Here is a 21,435-nt window from a genome sequence, read left to right as displayed (position 1 = left end):
CCTAGACGATCTGCCTGGTGTCGGCAGGCTTCTGCAGCGCGCCGATCAGGATGCGCAGTGCTTCCGTCAATTCCGATCTGTTCCGCGCCGCCCCCAGCGAGACACGCGCCGCGTGAGGCGGTGTCCCGTCGACCGTGAAAGCATCGGCGGCGACGACCGCCAGTCCATTCCGCAGGAGATGTGCCGCGACATCCGGCCGGCCCTCAGGCAGCCGCAACCACAGATGATGGGCGGCGGGCCTGGCCAGGAATTGAAAACCCCTCAGCGTGCGCTGCGCGAGCTGCTGGCGGCCGACCGCCTCGCTGCGGATGGCGGCGATGATGCGATCGGCAATGCCGCTTTCGATCCAATGCGTCACCAGCGCGACCATCAATGGCGCCGGCATCTGCACGGTCGCTTGCAAGTACGTGCGCATGTCCCGTTGCGCGCCGCTGTCGGGCGTCAGCAGGTAGGCGACGCGCAGCGCGGGCGCGATGCATTTTGACAGTGTGGTCGCGAGATAAGTCCGCTCCGGAATGAGGCTCGCGATCGGCGATGCCGAGCGGTCGAGCGGGCCGTAGGCGTCGTCCTCGATCAAGACCGTGTCGGCATCGCGAATGATCCTTGCGATGGCACTGCGCCGCTCGGCGGACAACGTCGCGGTGGTCGGATTGTGCAGCGTCGGAATGAGATAGACGGCCTTGGGTCGGTGCGCGCGGCACGCCTTCGCCAGCGCATCGGGCAGGATGCCGCCGTCATCCATGGCGACGCCGACAAGCTTGACGCCGAGCCGTGCTGCGGCGGCCTTGATGCCCGGAAAAGTGAGCGCTTCCGTCAGCACGATGTCGCCGGGCCGCGCAAGATGGGCGAGCAGGTTGAACAGGATGGTTTGCGCGCCGGGGAAGATCAGGAGCTTGTCGGCCTGCGCATGCGCAACGCGTGCGCGCATCCAGCGCGCCGCGACCTCGCGCTCATGCGTGCTGCCGCCGGGCGGCTGATAGTTGAGATACGCCGTGAGGCCCGATTGCGCGCGGATGGCTTCCAGCCCGGCGATGATGCGCTCGTCGAGCTGCGCCTCCAGCGGATGCGGCGGCACGTTCATCGAAAGATCGATCGCGACGGGATGCGGCAGGTCGACCGCGCGGCGCGCGCTGGTCTCCGACACGAACGAGCCCTGTCCGACCCGGGCTTCCATGATGCCGCGGCGCCTCGCCTCGGTGTAGGCGCGCGTCACCGTGGTCAGGTCGATGCCGAGCGCTTTCGCGAGCGCGCGCTGCGTCGGCAATTGCTGGCCGCGCACGAGGCGGCCGGCAGCAATGTCGGCCTCCATCGCCTCGACGATGCGCTGATAGCGCGGACCGCTCAGCTCCGAGATTGTAGGGGTCCAATCCATGCAATTTAGCCCCATATCCTTTGAATGTATGGATGCAAGATATTATTGTATGGATCGTTGAAAAGGAAGAGGTGGGGTCATGGCGACGGTCTCTCTGGCAAAAGCGATGTGGCGCGGTTTCAGCGGCAAATGTCCGAATTGCGGGGAAGGGCACATGTTCGGCCGCTTCCTCAAAGTGGCCGACGCCTGCGACCATTGTGGCGAGGAGCTGTTCCACCAGCGCGCGGACGACTTTCCCGCCTATCTCGTGATGGTCGTGGTCGGCCATCTCGTGGTTCCCGCGATCCTCGCCGTCGAGACTGCCTATGCGCCGCCGGAGTGGTTGCAACTCGCGGTGTGGCTGCCGGTGACGCTGTTCGCCTCGCTCGCATTGCTGCAACCGACCAAGGGCGCCATCGTCGGCCTGCAATGGCAGCTCGGCATGCACGGTTTCGAGGCGAGCAAGCTGCGGCGCGAGGCCGGTGAGCTTGCGCCGGTGCTGGTGAAGGTGGACACGCGCGCAGCCTGAGCGGCGTTTACACCGCGCGTCCGGCCGCTACACTCCGTCGTACCAACAAGAACGATGGAAACGCCGATGGCCGCACGCGCGAAGACCTTCCTGCTCTGTCATGGCGCCTGGTCCGGCGGATGGGCCTGGAAGAAGATGCATCCGCTGATGGCGCAGGCCGGCCACCGCCTGGTGGCGCCGACTTATACCGGGCTCGGCGAGCGCGCGCATCTGGCAAGCCCTGCGATCGATCTGGAAACGCACATCCAGGACATCCTCAACGTCATCGCCTTCGAGGATCTCAGCGACATCGTGCTGCTTGGCCACAGCTATGGTGGCATGGTCGCGACCGGCGTTGCTGATCGCGCGCGCGAGCGCGTGACGCAGCTGATCTATCTGGACGCCTTCGTTCCCCGCGATGGCCAATCGCTGTTCGATCTCAACGAGTCCGGGCGCGAGCCGATGCGCAAGGCGGCCGCTGCCGGCGACGGCTATCGCATCCCGCCGAATCCGCCGCCACCCGACACGCCCCAAGCCGATCTCGATTGGCTCAATGCCCGCCGAGTCCCGATGCCGATCAAGTGCTTCGAGACGCGCTTGAGGCTCGAGCACGGCGAGCCGTCCGTGCCGCGCAGCTACATCTATTGCACGCGCATTCCGCCGGGCGATGTGTTCGGGCAGTTTGCGAGACGTACCAGGAGCGAGGACGGCTGGCGCTACATCGAGCTCGATGCGAGTCATGCGCCGAATGTCACGACGCCGGAGGCGTTGATGGGCGTGCTGGAGAAATTCGTCGCCTGACTCTCGCTCGTCATTCCGGGGCGCGACGACGTCGCGAACCCGGAATCCATCTCTCCACCCTCTCTGCCGCCCGATGGATTCCGGGCTCTCGCTTCGCGAGCCCCGGAATGACACTGGTGAATAGCTGCGCGCTCGGCCCAAAATGGTGAGGGGCTCGATGCGATCAGCATCGAACCCCTCGTTGAAGATATCAGCCGGCCTGTAAGCCGGGTTCTGTAGGGCACCGTTCGCCTGCGCGACCGATACGTGACGGCCATTCCTCTGGGATCGTGTTTGCACACGGCCTCGAGCAACCTACCCGGACGGCGGGCCTGACATCGCCCCCCGGCGTTATCGCTTTCGCGAACGGCCCGCTATGCCGCCCCTATTCGGTTTTGCTCCCGGTGGGGTTTGCCATGCCGGCTCCGTTGCCGGAACCGCGGTGCGCTCTTACCGCACCTTTTCACCCTTACCCGCCTGCGCTGCTTGCGCAGCTTCGGCGTGGCGAGCCCGAGGGCTTGTCACGCCATAGCCCCGTAAGGGGCGACGGCGGGCGGTTCGTTCTCTGTGGCACTTTCCCTGGGGTCACCCCCGCCGGACGTTATCCGGCACCGCATGTCAAGGGAGCCCGGACTTTCCTCCCCGGCGGCCTTTCGGCCCCTGCCGGAGCGGCCGTCCGGCCGACTGACGGCCTACGCATGGGCCATTTGTGACGGTTTCGTCAAGCCGATATCGCGACGCACACCGTCGGCCGAAAACAATTTATCCTGCGATGTCGTTTGGAGCGTGCCCCGTTCGACTGGATGTCGGCGATCCAGCCGAACAACAGGAGTGAAGCAATGCAATATCTGCTGATGATCTATCTGAACGAAGTCGAGTACGCCAAGATCGCCCCGGCAACCGACGAGAAGATCATGGCCGAATACCAGACCTTCACGCGAGACATCATTCAGAGCGGCCACTTCAAGGCCGGCGACCGGCTGCGGCCGACGACGACCGCCACCACCGTGCGGGTACGCGACGGCAAGGCCTTGACGACTGATGGTCCGTTCGCTGAAACGCGCGAGCAGCTCAGCGGCTATTATCTGATCGAGGCGAGGGATCTCGACGCGGCCATCGAGATCGCGGCCCGCATTCCGGGGGCGCGATTCGGGTCAATCGAGGTGCGACCGATCTGGATGCACGACAAGTGACGGCCGGGCCGCGCGTCGACGCATGACCCTTTCGGAGATCGACAAGATCTTTCGCGACGAGGCGGGGCGGGCGCTGGCCACGCTGATCCGCCTCGTCGGCGATTTCGATCTGGCCGAGGACGCGCTTCAAGACGCTTTTGCCGTCGCGGTGGAACGCTGGGCGGCGTGCGGTCTGCCCGACAATCCGCGCGCCTGGCTGGTCAATGTCGCCAGGAACAAGGCGATCGACCGGGTTCGCCGCCAGGCGGTCTTCCGCGGCAAGCAGCAGGCGCTCGTGCACGAGATCGAGTTGAACGCGCAAAAGGCCGACGAGCCGCCCTTGATACTCGACGACGACGTGCTGCGACTGATCTTCACCTGTTGCCATCCGGCGTTCGCGCCGGAAGTCCAGGTCGCGCTGACGCTGCGCACCGTCTGCGGGCTGTCGGCCGCCCAGGTCGCGCGCGCCTTTCTCGTCAGCGAGGAGGCGATGGCGCAGCGCCTCGTCCGCGCCAAGCAGAAGATCAGGCTCGCCGGAATCCCCTACGAGGTGCCTGAGCACGATGCGCTGGCGCCGCGGCTCGACGGCGTGCTCGCCGTGATCTATCTCGTCTTCACGGAGGGCTACGTCGCGACCGAGGGCGCGGACCTGATGCGGCCCGACCTTGCGGCTGAGGCGATCCGGCTCGGCCGCTTGCTCGACCGGCTGATTCCGGATCGCACCGGCATCAAGGGCCTGCTGGCCCTGATGCTGCTGCACGACGCCCGCCGCGCCGGGCGCGAGACGCCGGCCGGCGACATCGTGCTGCTCGAGGAGCAGGACCGCACGCTGTGGGATCGCGCGCAGATCGAGGAGGGCCTGCGCCTCGTCGACGATGCGCTGCGCCTGCCCGGCCGGCCGCAGCCTTATGCCGTGCAGGCCGCGATCGCCGCGCTGCATGCACGTGCGACGAGCTTTGAACAGACCGACTGGCCTCAGATCGCCGGGCTCTACGAGGTGCTGCTGCGCATCTGTCCCTCTCCGGTGGTCGAGCTCAACCACGCTGCCGCCGTGTCGATGGTCGACGGGCCGGCACGTGCCCTCGATCTCGTCGATGCGATCAGCGCCCGCGGCGGGCTCCGCGGCTATGAGCTGCTGCCCGCAGTGCGCGCGGATCTGCTGCGGCGGTTGGGGCGCAAGGATGAAGCGTACGAGGCGTATCAGGCAGCGTCTGCGGCGACACAGCTGGAGCCGTTGCGGCGTTTGTATGCGCGACGGATGAGGGAGATCGGGTAGGCTCTATCAACCCGTCATTGCGAGCGAAGCGAAGCAATCCAGGCTGTCGCCGCGGAGGGATTCTGGATTGCTTCGTCGCAACAGCTCCTCGCAATGACGGAGGATAGAGCTTGCTCCGTCACTTCGACGCGGCCGGTGTCCCTTCCGCCGGCAGGCTCGCCAGCAGCGCCTGCAAGGTCGACAGCGTCGAATGATCGGCGACGCCATCGAGCCGCGCCGGGCGGAAGTGGCGCTGGAAGGCGGTGACGACTTCCATCGTCGCGGCGTCGTATTTGCCGGTCAGCGGCACGCCGTAGCCGTACCTGGCGAGCGCCTGCTGCATGCTCAGCACGGCGTCGCTGATGGTGCCGAGCATCAGAGTCTCGCCGCGCACGATCGGGGCGGGCGTGACCCAGTGGCCGACGCCGGAATTGGCCAGCGAATGCCACGGAAATTTTTCGCCGGGATCCTTCTTGCGCGCGGGCGCGACGTCGGAATGGCCGAGCACCCGGTGGGCCGGCACCTTGCGGCGGAGCATGATGCCGCGGCACAGCGCGATCACGGCCGCGATCTGGCGCAGCGGGAATTCCGGATAGCCCCAGTCATGGCCGCGATTGATGATCTCGATGCCGATCGAGCAGGAGTTGATGTCGTCCTCTCCGGCCCAGGAGGAGACGCCCGCGTGCCAGGCGCGCTTGGCCTCGGGCACGCATTGCACGATGCGACCGTCCTCCAGCACGACATAATGCGCCGACACTTCGGTGCCGGCCGTGCACAGCCGCGCCAGCGCGCCCTCGACATCGGGCATGCCGGTGTAGTGCAGCACGATCATGTCCGGCTGCCGTCCCTTGTTGCGCTCGCCGTAATTGGGCGAGGGGATGATGTCCGAGACGGTCGAGGAATCGGGCTCGAACGTCCGCAGGCTCGCCACGGACTTGGGAACCGGGATAACACGTTGACGCTTCGAATCGGATCCCGATGGTGTGGACGAACCGGAGGGCATGAGCAGCTCAAACGAACGGAGAGTGGGGCAAGCCCTTCTCTTTACTATTCCTTTACCGTCCACCGTACGCAATCGCGTGGCGCGGTTAACGGATGCATTTCGGCGATGTGTGTGGATGAGGCATCACCCCATTCGTCACCTTTACGACTTGTATCGAGTCGAGCAACGCTTTCTTAACGCTAAGGGCCGTTACTGAGGGATGAAGAGCCGACCCGCGTCCGGAGGCGGCCAAAGCGTATTTTGGCTCGAAATCCCATGGCTGCCCGACAAATTCCACTGGGAACACTGGGTTTGTGGCCCGGGACGAATGGGCTCGGTAACCATGATGGACGAGGGCTTTGTCGTGGAACCGCCGCGACGCGGAATGATTCGAGGCGCCATGGGCTTGTTCGACCCCGATCTCGCTTGGATGTCAGGCTGGTCGGTCGGCAGGCGTTGCGCATGAGCTCGGTTCCGCACATTCCCGTTCTCGGTCGGGAGGCCATCGCCCATCTCGCCCCGCGCGAGGGCGGCGTCTATGTCGACGCCACTTTTGGTGCCGGCGGCTATAGCCGCGCGATCCTGGAGGTGCCGGGAACCCGTGTCATCGCCATCGACCGCGACCGCACCGCGATTGCCGGCGGCGTCGAGCTGGTCGAACGCTCCGAGGGCCGGCTCACGCTGGTCGAGGACCGCTTCTCCAACCTCGCCGAGGTCTGCGCGGCGCAGGGCATCGACGCCGTGGACGGCGTCGTGATGGATGTCGGCGTGTCCTCGATGCAGCTCGATCAGGCCGGCCGTGGCTTCTCCTTCCGCCTCGACGGTCCGCTCGACATGCGAATGGGGCAGACGGGCCCGACCGCGGCCGACGTGGTCGCGCGTGCGTCGGAAGGCGATCTCGCCGACATCATCTATCTGTTCGGCGAGGAGCGACATTCGCGACGCATCGCGCGCGCCATCGTCGCGGACCGCAAGGACACGCCGTTCACGACCACGCGCGCGCTGGCCGATCTCGTCGGCAGGGTCGTGCGCTCCAAACCAGGCGACATTCACCCGGCGACGCGGACGTTCCAGGCGCTGCGCATCTTCGTCAACGAGGAGCTCGACGAGCTCCAGACCGCACTCGCGGCGGCCGAGCGCGTGCTCAAGCCCGGCGGCCGCCTCGTCGTCGTCTCGTTCCATTCGCTGGAAGACCGCATCGTCAAGACTTTCCTCGCCGAGCGCGCCAAGACCGGCGGCGGCTCGCGTCACCTGCCGGAAACGGCGCAAGCCGCTCCGAGCTTTCAGCTTCTGACGCGGCGGCCGGTGGTCGCCGGCGAGGAAGAGGTCGCGAACAATCCGCGCGCGCGTTCCGCAAAGCTGCGTGCTGCCGAGCGCACCGCGGCGCCGGTACATCAAGGCGACGCGCCGCCGTCCTGGCCGAAGCTCTCCGACGTGATGAGGGGTGGCTAGGCATGCGTTTCATCCACCTCCTCGTCATCGGTGCGCTCATCTTCGCGGCGGCCCATGTCTACCGGATCAAGATGGACTCCACCGCGCGCACCGAGAAGGTGCTGCGGCTGCGTGCGGAGATCCGCGAGCAGCGCGACGCGATCGCGGCACTGCGGGCCGAGTGGGCCAAGCTCGACGCCCCGCATCGCTTGCAAGGCCTCTCCGACCGGCATCTGTCGCTGAGGCCGGTCAACGGCACACAATATGACACGCTGAAGAACCTGCCGGAGCGTCCGCCGCGGATGTTCAGGCCGGGCGAGCCCGATCCCATCGGCGCCATGCTCAATGCCATCGAAGCCGCGAGCGATCCCGATACCGTAACGGGCTCCGTGCCTCAGCCCGAGGACAAGCAATGAGCACTGCGACTCCGGCCAAACCAGCGGAACCATGGCGGCAGCGGCTGATCCGCAGCCTGCTCTACGGGCGCAACGTCGATCGCGCCGCGAAGGCGCGCGCGCGCGTTGGCCTTGCGATGCTCGCCTTCGGAGCGGTCTACGCCCTGATCGGCGGCCGCCTCGTGATGTTCGCGATCGGCGCCGACGCCCACAGCGCGCGGCGGGCGGCCTCGCAGGAGGTGGTGGCCACCGCGCGGCCCGACATCGTCGACCGCAACGGCGCGATCCTTGCGACCGACGTCAAGGCGGCGAGCCTGTTCAGCGAGCCGCGCCGCATCATCGACAAGGACGAGGCGATCGAGCTGCTGACCGCGACCATTCCCGACCTCGACGAGGCCGAGGTGCGCGAGCGCCTGAAGTCGCGCAAGGGCTTCGCCTGGCTCAAGCGCGAGGTCACGCCCGCGCAACAGCAGGCCATCCACAAGCTCGGCATTCCCGGCATCGGCTTTCTGCGCGAGAACAAGCGCGTCTATCCGACCGGCAACGAGGTCGCCCACATCATCGGTCTCGTCAACATCGACAACCAGGGCATCGCCGGCCTCGAGAAGTGGCTGGACAACCAGGGGCTCGCCGATCTCCACCGCGCCGGCTTTGCAACCGATCGACTGCAGAAGCCGATCGAGCTCTCGATCGATCTGCGCGTCGAGCACGCGCTGCGAGACGAGCTCTTGAAGGCCAAGGACAAGTTCCACGCCAAGGCCGCTTCCGGCATTGTCTCCAACGTCAAGACGGGCGAGATCGTGGCGATGGTCTCGCTGCCGGATTTCGATCCGAACAATCCGAAGGAAGCGCACGATCCCGATCGCATCAACCGCCTGACCACCGGCGTCTACGAGATGGGCTCGACCTTCAAGGCGTTCACGCTGGCGATGGGGCTCGATTCCGGCAAGATCAACCTGAACTCGATGTGGGACGCGCGCGGAAACTTGCACTACGGCAAGTTCACGATCCACGACAGTCATCCGCTCGGCCGCTTCATCAACACCAAGGAAGTGTTCACCTACTCGTCCAACATCGGCGCGGCGCGCATCGCGCTCAACCAGGGCGTCGAGGCGCACAAGGCGTTCCTCGCCAAGATGGGCCAGATGACGCGGCTGCGTACCGAATTGCCGGAGAGCGCGGCGCCGCTGCTGCCGCGGCGCTGGAGCGAACTGAATACGGTCACCGCAGCGTTCGGCCAGGGCCTGTCGGTGGCACCGCTGCAGGCCGTGATGGGCATCAACGCGCTGGTGAACGGCGGCTATCTGATTCCGCCGACATTCATGAAGCGCAGCGAATCCGAAGCCATGGCGATGGCCAAGCGCGTGATCAAGGCGGACACCAGCGACAAGATGCGGTTCCTGATGCGGCTCAATGCCGAAGTCGGTTCGGCGAGAAAGGCGGACGTCAAAGGTTATTACGTCGGCGGCAAGACCGGCACGTCCGAGAAGGTCGTCAACGGACGTTATGCCAAGAAGCGCGTGCTCAACTCCTTCACCGCCGTCCTGCCCTGCGACGATCCCAAATATCACGTCCTGATCATGCTGGATGAGCCGCAGGCGCTGCCTGAAACGCATGGTTTCATCACCTCGGGCTGGAACGCGGTGCCGACCGGCGGCAAGGTGATCGAGCGGATCGCGCCGCTGCTGGGCATCGAGCCGCGGTTTGACCTGCCGCCGTCCGAGCGCCTTATTCTTGCAGCATCCAGGACAACCCAGTAATCAACCGGGTAGGCCATTGCCGGTGCTGAGTCGGGATTTTCCCGGGGATCGGGCTTTCCGGCATGTCGACTGGAAGACCATGAAGCTGCGCGACCTCCTGGGCAACGATGCCGCGATCGAACCCGCTGTTGCGGCGCTCGACGTGAGCGGCGTTGCGCTCGACAGCCGCATGGTCAAGCCGGGCGATCTCTTCTTTGCCATCGCGGGCAGCAAGACCGATGGCGCGCGCTTCATCGATGCTGCGATTGCGGCTGGCGCAGTCGCCGTGGTCGGCGACCAGGCGCCGGCTGCCTGCAAGGTGCCGTTCATCGCCGTTGCCAATCCGCGCCGCATGCTGGCGCTGGCCGCGGCAAGATTCTTTCCCGCGCAGCCCGCCACGATCGCAGCCGTGACCGGAACCAGCGGCAAGACCTCGGTTGCCGCCTTCACGCGTCAGATCTGGGAGCGGCTGGGACATGCCTCCGCCAGCATCGGCACCATCGGTCTGGTCTCGCCCAAACGCACCGTTTATGGCTCGCTGACGACGCCCGATCCGATCGCGCTGCACCGGCAGATCGACGAGATCGCGCGCGAGGGCGTCACGCATCTCGCCTTCGAGGCCTCATCGCACGGGCTCGACCAGTATCGCCTCGACGGCGTGCGCGTCTCCGCGGGCGGCTTCACCAATCTCTCGCGCGACCACATGGATTATCATCCGACCGTAGCGCATTATCTCGCGGCGAAGCTCCGCCTGTTCCGCGAGCTGGTGCCGCCGGGCGGGGCCGCAGCGATCTCGGCCGATCATGATTGCTCGACCGAAGCGATCGAGGCGGCGAAGTCGCGCGGCCTGCGCGTCATGGCGCTGGGTCGCAACGGCGATGGAGCAGGCGAGGGCATCCGCCTCGCGGAGGCCGCCGTCGAAGGTTTCTCGCAAAAGCTGACGCTCGAACATCGCGGCAAGCGCTACTCGATCCGGCTGCCGCTGGTCGGCGAGTTCCAGATCGAGAACGCGCTGGTGTCGGCCGGCCTTGCGATCGGCACCGGCAGCGATGCGGCAGATGTGTTCGCAAGTCTCGAACATCTCGAAGGCGCCAAGGGCCGGCTCGAGCGCGTCGGCGAGCGCAATGGCGCGCCGATCTTCGTCGACTACGCGCACAAGCCCGATGCGTTGGCGAAGGCGCTCCAGGCGCTGAGGCCTTATGCGAAGCGCAGGCTGGTGGTCGTGTTCGGCGCCGGCGGCGACCGCGATGCCGGCAAGCGTCCGATCATGGGCGAGATCGCGGCCGAGAACGCCGACGGCATCATCGTCACCGACGACAATCCGCGCAGCGAGAAGCCGGAAGCCATCCGCGCCGCGATCCTCGCCACGGCAAAGGGCGCCCGCGAAATCGGCGACCGCGCCGCCGCGATCCGCGCGGCGATCGAGGACTTGCAGGAGGGGGACGCGCTGCTCGTCGCCGGCAAGGGCCATGAAACCGGCCAGATCGTCGGCAGCGAGGTGCTGCCCTTCAGTGATCACGAGGCGATTGCCGCCGCACTAGCATCGAGGGTTGCATGAGCGCGCCAATATGGACGGTTGCCGAGGTCGCGCGTGCGCTTGGTGTTGCCGGATCATTCCCGGATACGCCGATCGATTTCGTCACCCAGGACAGCCGCCTCGTGAAGCCGGGCAGCCTGTTCGTCGCGCTGAGCGGCACGCCGAGCGGCGGCTTCGTCTCGGCCTTCGCCAGCGCGCGTGACGGCTGGGAGTTCGCGGACAAGGCGGAAGCCTCCGGCGCGGTCGCGATGATCGTGCCGCACGAGATCGCCGGCATCCGCGTTCCCCAGATCGTCGTGAAGGACACGCTGATCGACGGCCTCTGGGGCCTCGCGCGCGCCGCCCGCGCCCGCTTCAACGGACCGGTGATCGGGCTCACCGGCAGCGCGGGCAAGACCAGCACCAAGGAATTTCTCGCCGCCTATCCGAACGCCTATGCGAGCCCGTCGAGCTTCAACAATTTCTGGGGCGTGCCGCTGACGCTGTGCAATGCCAGGCGAGATGCGAGCCTCTGGGTCGTCGAGATGGGCATGAACCAGCAGGGCGAGATCGCGCGGCTCAGCGAGTTGACCCGGCCGACGGTCGCCCTCGTCGTCAACGTCCAGCCGGTGCATCTGGAAAAGCTCGGCTCGCTCGAAGCCATCCGGCGCGAGAAAGTGTCGGTCGCGCTCGGTCTGCCCGAGGACGGCGTGCTGGTGCTGCCCTCCGCGATCAAGGCGCCCGAGTGGAAGGGCAAGGTCGTGCGCTTCGGGGGCGAGCATGCCGAGGTGCACGAGGTCGCACACGCGCCCCACGGCGAGAGCTGGCAGGTCGTGGCTGCGATCGGGAAGAAGGAGATCGCCTTCAGCCTCACCCCGGGCGCGCCGCACCGGGTCCACAACGCGCTGGCCGCGCTGGCCGCCATCCATGCTGCGCATCTCGACGTCGCGACGCTGGCGATCAAGCTCGACCGCGTCGGCATCATGACGGGCCGCGGCGTCGAACAGGCGGTGGGCGGCGTCACCGTGATCGACGACAGCTTCAACGGCAATCCGGCCAGCGTCGCGGCTGCGCTGCAAAGCCTGCAGGCGCGCAACGTGAGCGGCGGGCGCCGCATTGCGGTTCTCGGCGACATGCTCGAGCTGGGCGAGGATGCACCGAGCTATCACACCGGCCTCGCCGGGCATCTCGACGGCATCGACGGCATCTATTGCGTCGGGCCCCTGATGCGCCACCTGTTCGACGTGCTGCCATCAGGCAAGGGCCTCGGCTGGCATGACGATCCCGCCACGCTGAAGCCGAGCGAGGTCGCGAGCCTGCTGAAGGCAGGCGACGTCGTGGTTGTCAAGGGCAGCAAGAAGATGTTCTGGGTCAACAAGTTTGTGCCGGGCCTTGTGGCCGCCTTGCAGGCAAAGGCATAAACTGCTTGGAAGGCGCTGTTCCCGAATCCACCTTTTGCGGCACGAAGCCGTCGGTTTCCCCTGCGGTCGTGCCCGACCCGATGATGAAGACCAGCGAACGCGCGTGAGGTACGTTGAGGCCAAGATAATGGCCACGAACAAGGCCAGGGCTGCGTGTGCAAAGGCGCCATAGGATCGTCTGAATGTTTTACTGGCTGATCGAGCTCTCCAACACATTTCCGGGCTTCGGTGCCGTTCGCACCTTCCTGAACGTCTTCCGCTACATCACCTTCCGCACCGGCGGCGCGGTGGTGACCGGCGCGCTGTTCGTGTTCCTGTTCGGGCCCTGGATCATCGATCATCTGCGCATCCGTCAGGGCAAGGGGCAGCCGATCCGCTCCGACGGTCCGCAATCGCATCTCGCCAAGAAGGGCACGCCCACCATGGGCGGGCTGATGATCCTGTCCGGCCTCACGGTCGGGACGGTCCTGTGGGCCAATCCGCTCAACCCCTATGTCTGGATCGTGCTGGCGGTGACGCTCGGCTTCGGCTTTGTCGGCTTCTATGACGATTACCTCAAGGTGACCAAGCAGACCACGACCGGGTTCGGCAGCAAGCTTCGCCTGCTGATCGAGGCGGTCATCGCGCTGGTCGCCTGCTACGCGCTGGTGCGGCTGAACCGCGATCCGGCCTCGACCGCGCTGACGATCCCCTTCCTCAAGGACACCGTGCTGCATTTCGGCTGGTTCTTCGTCATCTTCGGCGCCTTCGTCATCGTCGGCTCGGGCAACGCGGTGAACCTCACCGACGGTCTCGACGGCCTCGCCATCGTGCCGGTGATGATCGCGACCGCGAGCTTTGCGATGATCGCTTATCTTGCCGGCAACGCCGTGTTCGCCGAATATCTCCAGATCAAATATGTCGCCGGCACCGGCGAGCTCGCGGTGCTCTGCGGCGCATTGCTGGGCGCCGGTCTCGGCTTCCTCTGGTTCAACGCGCCGCCGGCCTCGATCTTCATGGGCGACACCGGCTCGCTCGCGCTCGGCGGCATGCTCGGCGCGATCGCGGTCGCGGTGAAGCACGAGATCGTGCTGGCGGTGATCGGCGGCCTGTTCGTGCTGGAGGCGGTCTCCGTCATCGTGCAGGTGGTGTCGTTCAAGCTCACGGGCAAGCGCATCTTCCGGATGGCGCCGATCCATCACCATTTCGAGCAACTCGGCTGGACCGAGCCGCAGATCGTGATCCGGTTCTGGATCATCTCGGTGATGCTGGCCCTCGCCGGTCTGTCCACCCTGAAGCTGCGGTGACGGTCACACGATGATCCCGGTCACATCCTTTGCCGGCAAGACGGTCGCAGTGTTCGGCCTCGGCGGCTCGGGGCTCGCCTCCTGCCACGCGCTGAAGGCGGGCGGCGCCGAAGTGATCGCCGCCGACGACAATGCCGAGAACGTCGCCAAGGCCGCGCAGGCCGGCTTCATCACCGCGGATCTGCGCAACGTCTCGTGGGCGAATTTCGCCGCGCTCGTGCTCGCGCCCGGCGTGCCGCTCACCCATCCGGTGCCGCACTGGAGCGTGCTGAAGGCGCGCGAGGCCGGGGTCGAGGTGATCGGCGATATCGAGCTGTTCTGCCGCGAGCGGCGGCGGCACGCACCTGACGCACCGTTCGTCGCCATCACCGGCACCAACGGCAAGTCGACCACGACCGCACTCATCGCGCACCTGACGAAGGTCGCCGGATACGACACCCAGATGGGCGGCAATATCGGCACCGCGATCCTGTCGCTGGAGCCGCCGCGCATGGGACGCGTCCACGTCATCGAGATGTCGTCCTACCAGATCGACCTCACGCCTTCGCTCGATCCCTCTGTCGGCATCCTGCTCAATGTCAGCGAGGACCATATCGACCGTCACGGTACCATCGAGCACTACGCCGCGGTGAAGGAGCGCCTCGTCGCCGGCGTGCAAGCCGGGGGCACCTCGATCGTCGGTGTTGACGACGGCTATTGCCGCGATGTCGCCGACAGGCTCGACCGTGCCGGCAAGAACGTGGTGCGCATCTCCGTCAAGAATCCGCTCGCCTCCGGCATTTATGTCGAGCATGGCAATATCGTGAGCGCTTCGGGCGGCGCCCGCAGCGAAGTCGCTGCGCTCGGCGGTATCGGCTCGCTGCGCGGTCTGCACAACGCGCAGAACGCGGCCTGCGCCGCCGCCGCTGCGCTCGCGATGGGCATCAGCCTCGACGTGCTCCAGAACGGCCTGCGCAGCTTTCCCGGCCTTGCGCACCGCATGGAGCAGGTCGGCCGCCGCGGCAACGTGCTGTTCGTCAACGATTCCAAGGGCACCAACGCCGACGCCACCGCGCATGCGCTGTCGTCCTTTTCGGACATCTTCTGGATCGCCGGCGGCAAGCCCAAGGCGGGCGGCATCACCAGTTTGACTGGTTTCTTTCCGCGCATCCGCAAGGCCTATCTGATCGGCGAGGCCGCGCAGGAGTTTTCCGGCACGTTGGGCACGCAGGTTGCGCACGAGATCAGCCAGACCCTCGATGTCGCGGTCGAGCACGCTGCGCGCGATGCGGAGGACTCCGGTCTCGCTGACGCCGTCGTGCTGCTGTCCCCCGCCTGTGCCTCCTTCGACCAGTACCGCAACTTCGAGATCCGCGGCACCAGGTTCCGCGAACTGGTGCAGGCGCTGCCGGGCGTGAAGCCGGTGGTGTGAGGATGTCGCGGCGACGCTGGATCGGGATTGGCGCCGTTGTGCTTGCCGTTCCCGTCGTTGCGGGCTTCCTCTTTGTTGTCGTCATTGACAACATCATGAGCGGATTCGGTGCATGCCGCGTCGTTCGCCAGCGCGCATTCGCTTCGCCAAACGGTAGCCAGTTGGTCGTCGTGGTCTGGAAGTCATGCGGCGCGACGGTGCCCGACAGCACGCAAGCCAGCATCATCGCGCGCGGCCGGACGTTCTCGCCCGAGAGCACGCCGACCTTTCTCAGCGTGCGCGAGCACCTTGATGTTGTCGTCGCGTGGAGCAGTGAGCGCGCGGTCAGGATCGGGTTCATTCCCGGGACGGTCCAGGTCTACAAGCGCGATCAGCGCGCGGGGGACGTCACGATCAATTACGAGTAGGGCTCTCGTGCCCCCGACTCTGCTGCGCACCGCAAGGGCGCTGCGCTGCGTCCGGGGCACGCACTCCGAAAACTTCATCCATTCCCTTAACCCCCCGGTAACCAACCTCGGCGACCAATGGACCGACCTCCGTCCGAAAGCGGCCGCCCATGCTCTCCCGTGAAGAACGCACCCCCTTTTCCGAGTGGTGGTGGACCGTCGACAAGCCGCTGATGGGCGCCATCCTGGCCTTGATGCTGACCGGCGTGATCCTGTCGCTGGCGGCGAGCCCGCCGGTTGCAACCCGCATTGGCCTTGATTCCTTCCATTTCTTCAGCCGCCACGTGCTGTTCCTGGTGCCGTCCTGCATCGTGCTGCTCGGGGTCTCGTTCCTGTCGCCGCGCGCGATCCGCCGCTCCGCGCTGATCATCTTCGCGGCGAGCATCATCCTGATCGTGCTCACGCTCGCCATCGGCCCGGAGGTGAAGGGCTCGCGACGCTGGATCACGCTGCTCGGCGTCAATATCCAGGCCTCCGAAATCGCAAAACCGTCGTTCGTCGTGATCGCGGCATGGCTGTTCGCGGAATCGACGAGGCGGCCGGAGATGCCGGCAACCTCGATCGCAGTGGTGCTGCTGCTGATGCTGGTGGCCCTGCTGGTGATGGAACCCGACTTCGGCCAGACCATGCTGATCCTGATGGTGTGGGGCTCGCTCTTCTTCATCGCAGGCATGCGCATGATCTGGGTGCTCGGTCTCGCAGGTCTCGGCGCCGCCGGCCTGTTCAGCGCCTATCTGTTCGTCCCGCATGTCGCCGGCCGCATCAGGCGCTTCATGAATCCGGCCTCCGGCGACACCTTCCAGGTCGATACCGCCATGGAAGCCTTCTACAACGGCGGCTGGTTCGGGCTCGGGCCGGGCGAGGGCATCGCCAAGCGCAGCCTCCCGGACAGCCACACCGACTTCGTGTTCGCGGTTGCGGCCGAGGAGTTCGGCATCATCCTGTGCCTTGTGATGCTGGCCCTGTTCGCCTTCGTCGTCATCCGCACGCTGTCGCGCGCCTATGCCAATGAGGACATGTTCTCGCGCTTCGCGGCGTCCGGGCTCGCGATCCTGTTCGGCGTGCAGGCAGCGATCAACATGTCGGTCAACCTCCAGCTCATTCCCGCCAAGGGCATGACGCTGCCCTTCATCTCCTATGGCGGCTCCTCGATCGTGTCGCTGGCCTATGGTGTCGGCATGATGCTGGCGCTGACGCGGCTGCGCCCGCGCACCGAAGTCGAAGCGAGCGGCCACGCCGAGGCGATGCGCAGCTACGCGTAGGCATTGTCATTGCGAGGAGCGAAGCGACGAAGCAATCCAGGCTGTCTCCGCGGAGGGATTCTGGATTGCTTCGCTACGCTCGCAATGACGGAGGATAGGCTGTAAAACCTCCGACCATGGAGACGTCCCCCCTGATTCTTCTCGCCGCGGGCGGTACCGGCGGCCATCTGTTTCCGGCCGAGGCGCTCGGCGTCGAGCTGATCCGGCGCGGCTTTCGCGTCCGCCTCGTCACCGACGAGCGCGCGCTGCGCTATAGCGGGCTGTTCAGCAAGGACATGATCGACGTCGTGGCAAGCGAGACCGCGCGCGGCCGCAATCCGCTCCAGCTCGCCTATGCCGGCCTGACGCTCGCCGCGGGCACGCTCTCCGCGTATCGTCTGATCAGGCGGTTGAAGCCCGTCGCCGTCGTCGGATTCGGCGGCTATCCGACGCTGCCGCCGCTGGTGGCCGCGAAATTCGCCGGCGTGCCGAGCATCATCCACGACGCCAACGCCGTGCTGGGCCGCGCCAACCGGTTTCTGTCGAGCCGCGTCCGCGCCATCGCGACGTCCTTGCCCGGCGTGCTCGATCGCGATCCGGCGCTGGCAGCCAAGACAACGACCGTCGGCACGCCGATGCGGCCGGCGGTCCTCGCCGCCGCTGCCGTGAAATATAGTCCTCCCGAGGTGAATGGTCCGCTGCGCCTTCTCGTCGTCGGCGGCAGCCAGGGCGCGCGCATCATGGCCGATATCGTGCCGGGCGCGATCGAGCGGCTCGAGCCTGCGTTATGGAGCCGCCTCGTCCTCACCCAGCAGGTGCGCGAAGAGGACATGATCCGCGTGCGCGCGATCTACGACAAGCTCAAGATCAAGGTTGAGCTCGCCCCGTTCTTCACGGATTTGCCGGCGCGGCTCGCCTCGAACCATCTGGTGGTGTCGCGCTCCGGCGCGGGCACCGTCGCCGAGCTCGCGGCGATCGGCCGACCCTCCATCCTGGTGCCGCTGCCCGGCTCGATCGACCAGGACCAGTTCGCCAATGCCGGCGTGCTGGTCAAGGTCGACGGCGCGATCCGCATCCCGCAGGCCGAGTTCACCTCCGATCGTCTCGCCGCCGAAATCTCCGCCTTCGCGGCCGAGCCCGCGCGCCTCGCTCGGATGGCGGAGGCTGCCCGCGGCGCCGGCCGGCTCGACGCGGCCGAAAGGCTCGCGGACCTCGTGGTGAAGACCGCCGGAATTTAGCGTCCGCGCCGTTCAAGCTTGCAGATGGGTCGCTCGGCTCGAAGTCGCACGCGCGGCGCGTTCAGGTACACCTGGCGGAGGATTTGTTGGTGGCGGGCCTGCTGATTCACTCCCTCGCGGAGTTTTCCGATCTGGTCCTCGAGGCACTCAGGCTCGCCGATGCGCGCGAGATCGTCGAGATCGGCTCGGAATATGGCGGCATGTCGCCTTTCCTTGCCGAGCATTGTCGTGGGCGCGCCGGACACCTCACCGCCATCGATCCCGCGCCGAAGCACGAATTCATGGAGTGGCTGAAGATCAACCCGGACGTTCGCCATCTCGCAAAGACGAGCCTGGAGGCGTTCGCCGATGTTGCGGCGGCAGATGCCTGGGTCGTCGATGGCGATCACAACTGGTACACGGTCTACAACGAGCTCGGCTACATCGATGCGATCAGCCGTCGCGCCGGCAAGCCGCTTCTGGTCTTTGTGCACGACATCGGCTGGCCGTGTGGTCGGCGCGATTTCTACTATGCGCCCGAGCGTATTCCACCTGAGTATCGCCATGCCTACAGCTTCGATGCCGGTGCGGTTCCCGGTCAGGCAGCCCTCGTCGAGGGGCGTGGCTTCCGCGGCATGGGCCAGTTCGCGTTTGCCGAGGTCTCCGGCGGCGCGCGCAATGGCGTGATGACGGCGGTCGACGACTTTCTGGCCGACGCGCTCAGGGGCGGCCGCGAGCTCGGCTTTGCCGAGATCCCGGCCGTATTCGGGCTCGGCGTGATCTTCGATCTGGACGCGCCCTGGAGCGCGCCGCTCGCCGATCTCCTGTTGCCGTATCACCAGAACAAGCTCATTGGCGCGCTCGAGGCCAATCGCCTGCGCAACTATCTTCGCGTGCTCGATCTCCAGGATGAGGCAGCCGCGCGAACCGGCTCCGTCTGACGTCAGCGGCGACATGGTCCCCGTGATCGGAGCGCGGGCCTCGCGGTCCGCGAAACGGGCCAAAATGGGGCATTCAACCGGAAATTACCTCATCTGGAGGCCGTACCGGGCTTGTCCCGATCCGTCCGGTCTTGCATGAAGTGGAGGAGATTCGCCGGTTGCCGGCCACGACAGGCGTAATGCCGCGGCCGCAGCCGGAATAGACAGAGACACAGCCATGAGATTGCCGCGCGAGATCGGACCCATCCACTTCGTCGGGATCGGCGGGATCGGCATGAGCGGAATCGCCGAGGTGCTGGTCAATCTCGGCTATGCCGTGCAGGGCTCGGATGCCTCCGACAATTACAATCTCGACCGTCTGCGCAAGAAGGGCGCGAAGGTTTCGGTCGGCCACAAGGCCGAGAATGTCGACGGTGCCGAGGTCGTGGTCGTGTCCTCCGCGATCAAGCGCGACAATCCGGAATTGATGGCGGCGCGCGAAAGGCGCATTCCCGTGGTGCGCCGTGCCGAAATGCTGGCCGAGCTGATGCGCCTGAAGAGCTGCGTCGCCATCGCCGGCACCCACGGCAAGACCACGACCACCACGATGGTCGCAACGCTGCTCGATGCCGGCGGCCTCGATCCCACCGTGATCAACGGCGGCATCATCAATGCCTACGGCTCCAACGCACGGCTCGGGGCCGGCGACTGGATGGTAGTGGAGGCCGATGAGAGCGACGGCACCTTCCTGAAGCTGCCGACGGATGTCGCGATCATCACCAACGTCGATCCCGAGCATCTCGATCACTTCAAGACGTTCGAGGCGGTGCAGGACGCGTTTCGCCATTTCGTCGAAAACCTGCCGTTCTACGGCTTTGCCGTGATGTGCATCGATCATCCCGTGGTGCAGAGCCTCGTCGGCAAGATCGAGGACCGCCGCATCATCACCTACGGCGAGAATCCACAGGCCGATGCGCGCCTGGTCGATCTCACCGCGGGCGGCGGCGGCTCGAAGTTCAAGGTCGTGATCCGCGACCGCAAGACCGGTGCCGTGCACGAGATCGCGGACCTCGCGCTGCCGATGCCGGGCCGGCACAACGCCTCGAATGCGACCGCCGCAATCGCGGTTGCGCACACGCTCGGTGTGTCGGACGAGGCGATCCGCAAGGCGATGGCAGGCTTCGGCGGCGTCAAGCGGCGCTTCACCAAGACCGGCGAATGGAATGGCATCACCGTCATCGACGATTACGGCCATCACCCCGTGGAGATTGCGGCGGTGCTGAAAGCGGCGCGCGATTCCTACACCGGCAAGGTGATCGCCGTGGTGCAGCCGCATCGCTACACCCGCCTGCAGTCGCTGTTCGAGGAATTCTGCACCTGCTTCAACGATGCCGATGCCGTGATCGTCGCCGACGTCTATGCCGCGGGCGAAGCGCCGATCGACGGCATCGACCGCGACCATTTCGTGGAAGGCTTGCGCGCGCACGGCCATCGCGAGGTGATCCCGCTGCCGGCGGCCCCGGAGCTCGCGGGTATCGTCAAAGGGCTCGCGAAATCAGGCGATCTCGTCGTGTGCCTCGGGGCCGGCAACATCACGCAATGGGCCTACGCGTTGCCGGGCGAATTGAAGGCGTTGGGGTAGGGCTGTGGGATTTCCGGACATCACGCCCGCCCTCAAAGCCGCGATGCCGGAGCTGCGCGGCCGGCTGCTCGCCAACCAGTCGCTCGCCGAGCTCACCTGGTTTCGTGTCGGCGGTCCGGCGCAGGTGCTGTTCACGCCCGCGGACGAGGACGATCTCGCTTATTTCCTCGCGCATCTCGCCAGCGACATTCCGGTCTACGTCGTCGGCGTCGGCTCCAACCTGATCGTGCGCGACGGCGGCATTGCGGGCGTCGTGATCCGCCTTGCGCCGCGCGCCTTCGGCGATGCCAGCGCGAGCGGCGATGTCGTCACTGCCGGCGCGGCCGCGCTCGACAAGCGCGTGGCGGAGGTTGCGGCAAGCGCCAATATCGGCGGGCTCGAATTCTACTTCGGCATTCCCGGCACGATCGGCGGCGCGCTGCGCATGAATGCGGGCGCCAATGGCGGTGAGACCAAGGACGTGCTGATCGAGGCGAGGGGTGTGGGGCGCGACGGCACGCAGCATGTCTTCTCCAACGCCGAGATGAAGTTCGTCTACCGCAACAGCGGCGTCGATCCCTCCATCATCTTCACCTCCGCGCGCTTTCGCGGCGAGATCAGGGATGCCGAGGCAATCCGCGCGCGCATGGCGGAGGTGCAAACGCATCGCGAGACTGCGCAGCCGATCCGGGAAAAGACCGGCGGCTCGACCTTCAAGAACTGTCTCTTATACACATCTGACG

Annotated in this window: 19 protein-coding genes and 1 other RNA gene; 17 read left to right on the top strand and 3 right to left on the bottom strand. The window is 66.2% G+C overall.

The features are described from left to right. Position 1: 1 nt before the first annotated feature. Positions 2-1,372 carry an aminotransferase-like domain-containing protein gene (locus AX729_RS09220; protein ID WP_061022183.1) on the bottom strand — a complete coding sequence of 457 codons (1,371 nt, stop codon included), beginning with the start codon at positions 1,370-1,372 and terminating at the stop codon, positions 2-4. A gap of 79 nt (positions 1,373-1,451) precedes the next feature. Here AX729_RS09220 and AX729_RS09215 point away from each other — a divergent pair, with 79 nt between their 5' ends. After that, complete coding sequence (locus AX729_RS09215; protein WP_061022181.1) at positions 1,452-1,880, top strand: DUF983 domain-containing protein; 429 nt, start codon at positions 1,452-1,454, stop codon at positions 1,878-1,880. Between the two features lie 66 nt (positions 1,881-1,946). Continuing rightward, positions 1,947-2,660 (top strand): alpha/beta fold hydrolase, encoded by a 714-nt coding sequence (locus tag AX729_RS09210; RefSeq protein WP_061022179.1) that lies wholly within the window; start codon positions 1,947-1,949, stop codon positions 2,658-2,660. A 186-nt stretch (positions 2,661-2,846) separates the two neighbouring features. Here the strand turns inward: AX729_RS09210 and rnpB are convergent. Next, an RNA gene (rnpB, locus tag AX729_RS09205) (RNase P RNA component class A) lies at positions 2,847-3,327 on the bottom strand. Positions 3,328-3,478: 151 nt separating this feature from the next. Between rnpB and AX729_RS09200 the strand changes: the two genes are divergently transcribed. Further along, positions 3,479-3,832 (top strand): YciI family protein, encoded by a 354-nt coding sequence (locus tag AX729_RS09200; protein ID WP_061022263.1) that lies wholly within the window; start codon positions 3,479-3,481, stop codon positions 3,830-3,832. Positions 3,833-3,854: 22 nt separating this feature from the next. After that, positions 3,855-5,087, top strand: a complete 1,233-nt coding sequence (locus tag AX729_RS09195) for an RNA polymerase sigma factor (protein WP_061022177.1) — start codon at positions 3,855-3,857, stop codon at positions 5,085-5,087. A gap of 118 nt (positions 5,088-5,205) precedes the next feature. Here the strand turns inward: AX729_RS09195 and AX729_RS09190 are convergent, their stop codons facing one another. Then, the gene (locus tag AX729_RS09190) at positions 5,206-6,069 is read right to left on the bottom strand and encodes an N-acetylmuramoyl-L-alanine amidase (RefSeq protein ID WP_197433561.1); all 864 of its coding nucleotides are present in this window, start codon (positions 6,067-6,069) and stop codon (positions 5,206-5,208) included. A 441-nt stretch (positions 6,070-6,510) separates the two neighbouring features. Between AX729_RS09190 and rsmH the strand changes: the two genes are divergently transcribed. The 13 genes from rsmH to murB form a co-directional block, all read left to right on the top strand. After that, positions 6,511-7,500: a 16S rRNA (cytosine(1402)-N(4))-methyltransferase RsmH gene (gene rsmH / locus AX729_RS09185; RefSeq protein ID WP_061022259.1), complete on the top strand. Its 990-nt coding sequence runs from the start codon at positions 6,511-6,513 to the stop codon at positions 7,498-7,500. A gap of 2 nt (positions 7,501-7,502) precedes the next feature. Further along, positions 7,503-7,895 carry a cell division protein FtsL gene (gene ftsL / locus AX729_RS09180; RefSeq protein WP_061022175.1) on the top strand — a complete coding sequence of 131 codons (393 nt, stop codon included), beginning with the start codon at positions 7,503-7,505 and terminating at the stop codon, positions 7,893-7,895. Beyond that, positions 7,892-9,634, top strand: coding sequence for a peptidoglycan D,D-transpeptidase FtsI family protein (locus tag AX729_RS09175; protein WP_061022173.1), 1,743 nt, complete (start codon positions 7,892-7,894; stop codon positions 9,632-9,634). The genes ftsL and AX729_RS09175 overlap by 4 nt, the downstream gene beginning before the upstream one ends. Positions 9,635-9,713: 79 nt before the next feature. Continuing rightward, positions 9,714-11,171, top strand: coding sequence for a UDP-N-acetylmuramoyl-L-alanyl-D-glutamate--2,6-diaminopimelate ligase (locus AX729_RS09170; RefSeq protein WP_061022171.1), 1,458 nt, complete (start codon positions 9,714-9,716; stop codon positions 11,169-11,171). Beyond that, entirely contained in the window at positions 11,168-12,550 is a 1,383-nt protein-coding gene (locus AX729_RS09165; RefSeq protein ID WP_061022169.1) for a UDP-N-acetylmuramoyl-tripeptide--D-alanyl-D-alanine ligase, read from the top strand. The genes AX729_RS09170 and AX729_RS09165 overlap by 4 nt, the downstream gene beginning before the upstream one ends. A 182-nt stretch (positions 12,551-12,732) precedes the next feature. Further along, a complete protein-coding gene (gene mraY / locus AX729_RS09160) occupies positions 12,733-13,836 on the top strand; it encodes a phospho-N-acetylmuramoyl-pentapeptide-transferase (protein WP_028177068.1) in 1,104 nt (367 codons plus the stop codon). Between the two features lie 10 nt (positions 13,837-13,846). Continuing rightward, positions 13,847-15,247, top strand: coding sequence for a UDP-N-acetylmuramoyl-L-alanine--D-glutamate ligase (murD, locus tag AX729_RS09155; protein WP_061022167.1), 1,401 nt, complete (start codon positions 13,847-13,849; stop codon positions 15,245-15,247). Positions 15,248-15,342: 95 nt separating this feature from the next. Then, on the top strand, positions 15,343-15,654 hold the full coding sequence (locus tag AX729_RS09150) for a hypothetical protein (RefSeq protein WP_156456826.1): 312 nt from the start codon (positions 15,343-15,345) through the stop codon (positions 15,652-15,654). Positions 15,655-15,803: 149 nt separating this feature from the next. Continuing rightward, a complete protein-coding gene (ftsW, locus tag AX729_RS09145; RefSeq protein ID WP_061022162.1) occupies positions 15,804-16,955 on the top strand; it encodes a putative lipid II flippase FtsW in 1,152 nt (383 codons plus the stop codon). A gap of 116 nt (positions 16,956-17,071) precedes the next feature. Continuing rightward, on the top strand, positions 17,072-18,172 hold the full coding sequence (murG, locus tag AX729_RS09140; RefSeq protein WP_061022161.1) for an undecaprenyldiphospho-muramoylpentapeptide beta-N-acetylglucosaminyltransferase: 1,101 nt from the start codon (positions 17,072-17,074) through the stop codon (positions 18,170-18,172). 89 nt (positions 18,173-18,261) lie between these two features. Further along, positions 18,262-19,092, top strand: coding sequence for a class I SAM-dependent methyltransferase (locus AX729_RS09135; RefSeq protein WP_061022257.1), 831 nt, complete (start codon positions 18,262-18,264; stop codon positions 19,090-19,092). A 217-nt stretch (positions 19,093-19,309) separates the two neighbouring features. Beyond that, a complete protein-coding gene (murC, locus tag AX729_RS09130; protein WP_061022159.1) occupies positions 19,310-20,713 on the top strand; it encodes a UDP-N-acetylmuramate--L-alanine ligase in 1,404 nt (467 codons plus the stop codon). A gap of 4 nt (positions 20,714-20,717) precedes the next feature. Beyond that, positions 20,718-21,435 (top strand): UDP-N-acetylmuramate dehydrogenase (gene murB / locus AX729_RS09125; RefSeq protein ID WP_061022157.1); only part of this gene is annotated, 718 nt, incomplete at its 3' end.

It is taken from the genome of Bradyrhizobium sp. CCH5-F6, assembly GCF_001556045.1.
Lineage (GTDB): Bacteria > Pseudomonadota > Alphaproteobacteria > Rhizobiales > Xanthobacteraceae > Bradyrhizobium.
The sequence above is the reverse complement of the archived record's forward strand: the minus strand, read 5'-3'. Positions and strand labels throughout refer to the sequence as shown.